At 61.1% G+C, this 5,248-nt stretch carries 4 protein-coding genes; 3 read left to right on the top strand and 1 reads right to left on the bottom strand.

Annotated features, from left to right (window positions below; all coding sequences use genetic code 11):
• Positions 1-385 (bottom strand): hypothetical protein (locus tag VZ95_RS01220; RefSeq protein ID WP_045774257.1); only part of this gene is annotated, 385 nt, incomplete at its 3' end.
• Between the two features lie 213 nt (positions 386-598).
• On the opposite strand from VZ95_RS01220, the gene VZ95_RS01215 reads away from it, so the two are divergent.
• The 3 genes from VZ95_RS01215 to VZ95_RS01205 are packed head-to-tail and all read left to right on the top strand — an operon-like array spanning position 599 to position 5,028.
• Positions 599-1,825 carry an MFS transporter gene (locus tag VZ95_RS01215; RefSeq protein WP_052711375.1) on the top strand — a complete coding sequence of 409 codons (1,227 nt, stop codon included), beginning with the start codon at positions 599-601 and terminating at the stop codon, positions 1,823-1,825.
• Between the two features lie 12 nt (positions 1,826-1,837).
• Complete coding sequence (locus VZ95_RS01210) at positions 1,838-3,844, top strand: TonB-dependent receptor (RefSeq protein ID WP_198148017.1); 2,007 nt, start codon at positions 1,838-1,840, stop codon at positions 3,842-3,844.
• A gap of 8 nt (positions 3,845-3,852) precedes the next feature.
• The gene (locus VZ95_RS01205; RefSeq protein ID WP_045774256.1) at positions 3,853-5,028 is read left to right on the top strand and encodes an FAD-dependent oxidoreductase; all 1,176 of its coding nucleotides are present in this window, start codon (positions 3,853-3,855) and stop codon (positions 5,026-5,028) included.
• Positions 5,029-5,248: the final 220 nt, after the last annotated feature.

Raw genomic sequence — 5,248 nt, 5'->3', positions numbered from 1 at the left:
TTTCAACCATCCGAAAGCGGCTATTGGTTTCCACCCGATAGCCGCCGAACGCCCGCACATCGGCATAATGCAGAAACACTGTATTGGCGGCATAGCGGATAGGTTTTCCGCCGGGGTGCTGCCCTTCGGCAATCAGATAACCCTCACCATCCCCGTCGATTAAAGCGGCAATCATCAGCGATGGTTCGGAATAACCTTCGGTGCACAGCCCATCCCGGAACAAGAGATCATAGAAAGAAATATCGAAACCCGGACGAATGCCGAGTCGCAGGCATTTTCCTTCCAATGCCGGGGCTGCCAGCCCCCGGTCGCGCATTTGGGTTTCGACGGGAACGGGCCGAGCGGTCTGGTCGCCATAGGCGAGAACCCGCTCTTCGATGGTCACATTTCCGATCCGGTATGCCGCGAGAGGCTCAGGTTCATGACCTATTCCTCAATTGAGAATAATTCTTATTATCATTGCAGGCGAGGGCTGGCAAGCGCGGGTGATGGCAGGCAAATCCACCCCGCTTGGGGTTGCGGCTTTCCCCGTTTGTGGCGGTGACGGCGGGGCGCTCGGCTTAAGGCTGGGGTAGAAGCAACCCGATGGACCTTTCCCATGACACCGCGCCAAACGCCCCTTTTACGGCCCAATCCGCTAACGGTTGCCCTGCTCTTCGTCGGGCTTTATGCCGGGCAGGGCGTCGTCGGCAGTCTCGTGCAATCGGGGCTGCCCGTCGTGATGCGGTCGAACGGCATCGGCCTCGATAGGATTGGTTGGCTCGGGCTGCTGTTTCTGCCGTGGGTGCTGAAGTTCCTCTGGGCACCCGTGCTAGACCGTTACGGCATCTGGTCCCTCGGGCATCGGCGGAGTTGGATTCTGCTGTGCCAAGCACTCACGATTTCCGCCCTGGCCGCCGCGGCTTTTCTGTCGCCGACCGAAGGTTTGATCGGCGTGGCACTGCTGCTGGGCGGCGTTATCTGCATCGCCGCCACACAGGATACCGCAACCGATGCGCTGGCGGTGGAAGCCTTGGCCCCGGAAAAGCATCTGCTGGGCGGCACGATGCAGGTGGCCGGGGGGTATCTCGGTTTCGCCTTAGGGATCGGCCTCTGGTTACCGATCTATCAGCATATCGGCTGGTCGGCGGCGATGCTGGCAGCAGCAGGGTGCGTGCTGCTGGGAAGCCTGCCGCTGTGGTTGGCGGGGAATATCGAAGGGCCGCAGCGTCGGTCGGCGGTTCATGCCACCGGGGCACCTTTGAAGGCTAGTTTCGCCAGCCCAACGATCCGGCGGGGCCTTCTGTTTATCGTTTTCTATCAGGTCGGTAGCCGGATCGGTATCGCCATGCTCGGGCCGTTTTTCGTCGATGCGGGGCTATCGCTGGATACCATCGGCCTTATCAAGGGCACGGTCGGGCCGCTGGTGGGGTTTGCCGGGGCCTTGGCGAGCGGTTGGTTGTTGAAATTTGCCACGCCGCGCACCGCCCTTCAACTCGCGGCGCTGCTGCATGCCGCCGTTTACCTTGCCCTCGCCGGAGTGGCCGCTACCGGGGTTGGAGATCCAACCGTGTTGGGCGTGCTCGGGGCTTTGGAAGCTTTCAGTTTCTCGCTCGTCTTCGTCGCGCTTTACACCGCGATGATGGGCTGGTGCAGCCCCATCCGCGCCGGAACCGATTTCGCTGTTCTGCAAAGCGCCGACGCGCTGCTGGCGGTGATCGCCTCGCTCGTCGCCGGGCAGATCGGCCATAGCTTCGGCCATAGCGTCAATTTCGCCCTCGCTGCCGGTCTTTTAACCATCGCCGCTTTTCCCGCCATGCGCCTGCTACCCACTATTTCCCGCTGAAGGAGCCTTCCTATGCAATCCCTCCGCCTCGGCCTTCTCGCCGCTATCTTTCTGCCGTTTTCCCCGATCGGTGCTTTTGCGCAGCAGGCGGCGACCCCGTTGCCGGCCCCGTTGCCGACTATCGTTGTGACCGCGACGAAACGGGCGATCGACCCGATGGACGTGGACGGTATGATCGAAACCGCCGCCCCAGAGGATGCGCAAGCGCGCAACCTGCGCAGCATTGCCGATCTCGACCGGTTGTTCCCCGATATCAATATCCGGCCTCGATCCGGCGCGATCTATTCGAACATGACGGTGCGGGGCCAATCATCGCCGGATTTCTACAATCCTTCGGTACAGGTCTATGTCGATGGCCGCGTGCAGGATCAGCAGACCTTTGGCCAATTGCTGCCGCTCGATACGGAGACGATCGAGTTACTCTACGGCCCGCAGGGCACCCTCTATGGGCGCGGGGCTATCGGCGGCGTCTTGAGTCTCACCACCGTCCGGCCTAATAACGAATTACGCCTGCTGGGCAGTGCCGGATACGGCACGCTTGACCGCGATAGTGCCGTCAAAGCCGCCGGGCCATTGGTGAAGGATATTCTTTACGGCGATGTCGCTCTCACCTATCGCCAGCGCCTCGGCGAGTTTGAGGAAATGGGCAGCGGCGATCGGCAGGGTGATACGCACGACCGCAGCGGGCGGTTGCGCCTGCGCTACGCGCCGACCGGCAGCCCGCTGGACGTGATGGTCAGCGCCCAGCGCTCGGTGCAGAGTTCCGACGAGGAGCGCTTTATTCCGCGCCAAAATTTCGGGAGCCGTACCCCCGTGCCGGTGCCGTCGAACTATCGGCTGACGGTCAACAGTTTCGGGCTCGATGCCGCTTACGATTTCGGTGGCACGACGCTCGCGGCCATCAGCGGCTATCAGGACCGGACGCTGGATCGGACGATCATGGGCTATTATTCGCCGGAGGATCAGAAGACCTTCACCCAGGAAATTCGCTTAGCGTCGGACCAGCGCCAGAAAAAGCCGGTCGATTACGTCGTTGGAGCCTTTTATCAGAACCTCGAATTCGAACGCCGCGTGCCCGCAGCACGGCAGGTCTCGCGCCAGGAGATCGATAGCTACGCCCTATTTGGCGAAGCCACGTGGCACGTTACCGACCGTTTCGACATCACGCCGGGCCTGCGTTTCGATTATGAGGAGGTGGATGCACGGGCGGTCGGCACTGTCGCCCTGTCTGGCACGGATAGTTTTTCCGCCATCTCGCCGAAGCTTGCCCTTGGTTATAAAATCGCTCCCAATCTGCGCGTCTACGGGCTTTACAGCAGCGGGTTCAAGGCGGGCGGCTTTACCCGCAACGTTAGCCCGGCGAATATCGCCTTCACCTACGATCCGCAGAAATCCCATAATTTCGAAGTGGGGGCCAAGGGACGCTTCTTCGCCGCGCGCCTGGAACTCTCGGCCTCGGCCTATTACACGCGGACCGACGATTACCAACTCTTCGTTGGCATGCAGCCGAACCAATATCTTCAGAATGTCGGCGAGGTCGCCTCGAAGGGGATCGATCTGCGCGCCACGGCTTACCCGACCGATTCGCTGCGCATCGTCGCCGGGGTTGGTCTCAATCACAGCGAATTCACCCGCTACGACACTAAAGCCAATCCGGGCGTGTCGCTGAAAGGCAAGAAGGTGCCCTACGCCCCATCGGTGACGGCGAATCTTTCGGCCGATTACCGCGTTCCGCTGGGGGATGGTTGGGGCGCGCTGATCCCGCGCGCCGGGGTGAGTTATGTCGGAAAACTCTATTTCGACGAAAGCAATGCCGCCGCCCAAAGCCAAACGGGCTATGCGTTGTTCGATGCCGGGGTGACGTGGGAGTATAGCGACGCTCTCGCGCTGACGGCCTATGCCGATAATATCGCCGATAAGACTTACGCCGTGTACGGCTTTAACGGCGGGGCGATGGGGAACCTTTATCAGTTGGGGGCGGGTCGAATGCTCGGCGCGCGTCTCAATGTGAAGTTCTGAGGCGGACCATGACTCAGAAAACCGCTCTCATCGTCGGGGCCGGGGTTGCGGGGCTGGCGGCGGCCTATTGGTTGAAGCGTATCGGCTGGCGCACGATCGTTATCGAGCGTGCCCCGGCCTTACGCTCGGATGGATATATGCTTGGCCTCTCCGGGCCGGGCTACGACATCGCTCGGCGCATGGGCATTCTGCCGGGGTTACAGGCGGATGAACGGGCGGTGCGGGAGAATCTCTACCGCGACCGCCACGGGCGGGAGGTTCTGCGCCTCCGTTACCAAGATTTCCTCGCCGGGGTCGATTGGGTAACGCTGCCGCGCACCGCCCTGGTCGCACATCTGCAAAGCGCCCTCGGCCCCGATAGCGACATCCGCTATGGGCTCACCCTAACGCGGGCAACCGACCTCGGCACCTCAGTGGAAGCCGACCTCAGCGATGGGTCGACGCTGACCTGCGATCTTCTGATCGGGGCCGATGGGGTGCATTCCACCGTCCGAGCCTTGAGCTTCGGCCCGGAAGCGGAATATGCCAAACCGCTGGGCTATCGTTTCGCGGCCTTCCAGGTGCCGAATATTCTGGGCCTCGGCGATGATTTTCTGTCCTATGTCGCCCCGCGCCGAACGGTGGAATTCTATACGCTCTGGGAGGATCGGCTCGCCACGCTCTATGCTTGGCGGAGCCCCGAAACCGGGCGTATCCCGCCCGAGGCACGCCGGCAAGTTCTGCGCGCCGTCTTCGCCGATCTGCCCCCCGATGTGCACCGGGTTATTGACAGCCTGTCCGACGAGGACGGCATGGCCTTCGACGATATGCTGTTGATCGAGATGCCGCGCTGGCGCAAGGGCCGTATTCTGCTGCTCGGCGACGCAGCCCACTGCCTGACCCTCATCTCCGGTCAGGGGGCGGGAATGGCGATAACCTCGGCGTGGCTGCTGGCCGAAGAACTGACGGCAGGCGATATCGATGCGGCCTTGGACCGGCACGAAGCTAAACTGCGCCCAACGATTACCGCCCTGCAAACCCGCAGCCGCAAGATCGCCGGATGGTTCATTCCCGGCACGCCCTGGGGGTTCCGTTTGCGCAATTTCATCTTGCGGCGTGCCCCCAGGCGGTTTCTGGCGCGTTATTTCCAGAAGGCAATCCAGTCGGAAATCATCCTCGCCGCGAGGGATTTTTCTACGTCTTGATTATCGAAAATCGCCCGAGGGGGCTTTTGTTATCCTGCTATCCAAAATAGCCCCCTGCGGCCTTTTAAGGCGAGCAATTCCACTATTTGGCGGTGCATTGGTATGGATCGCAATTAAAATAAAATATTGCCACCACAACAAACCTTTTATACGCTAGACCACAACACACTATCTAAAAGCGCGATAAGCTACCCCAAGCTACTACGCCCGATAAGATGCA

Source organism: Elstera litoralis, from assembly GCF_000963705.1.
In the GTDB taxonomy this organism is placed as follows: Bacteria; Pseudomonadota; Alphaproteobacteria; order Elsterales; family Elsteraceae; genus Elstera; species Elstera litoralis.
The sequence above is the reverse complement of the archived record's forward strand: the minus strand, read 5'-3'. Positions and strand labels throughout refer to the sequence as shown.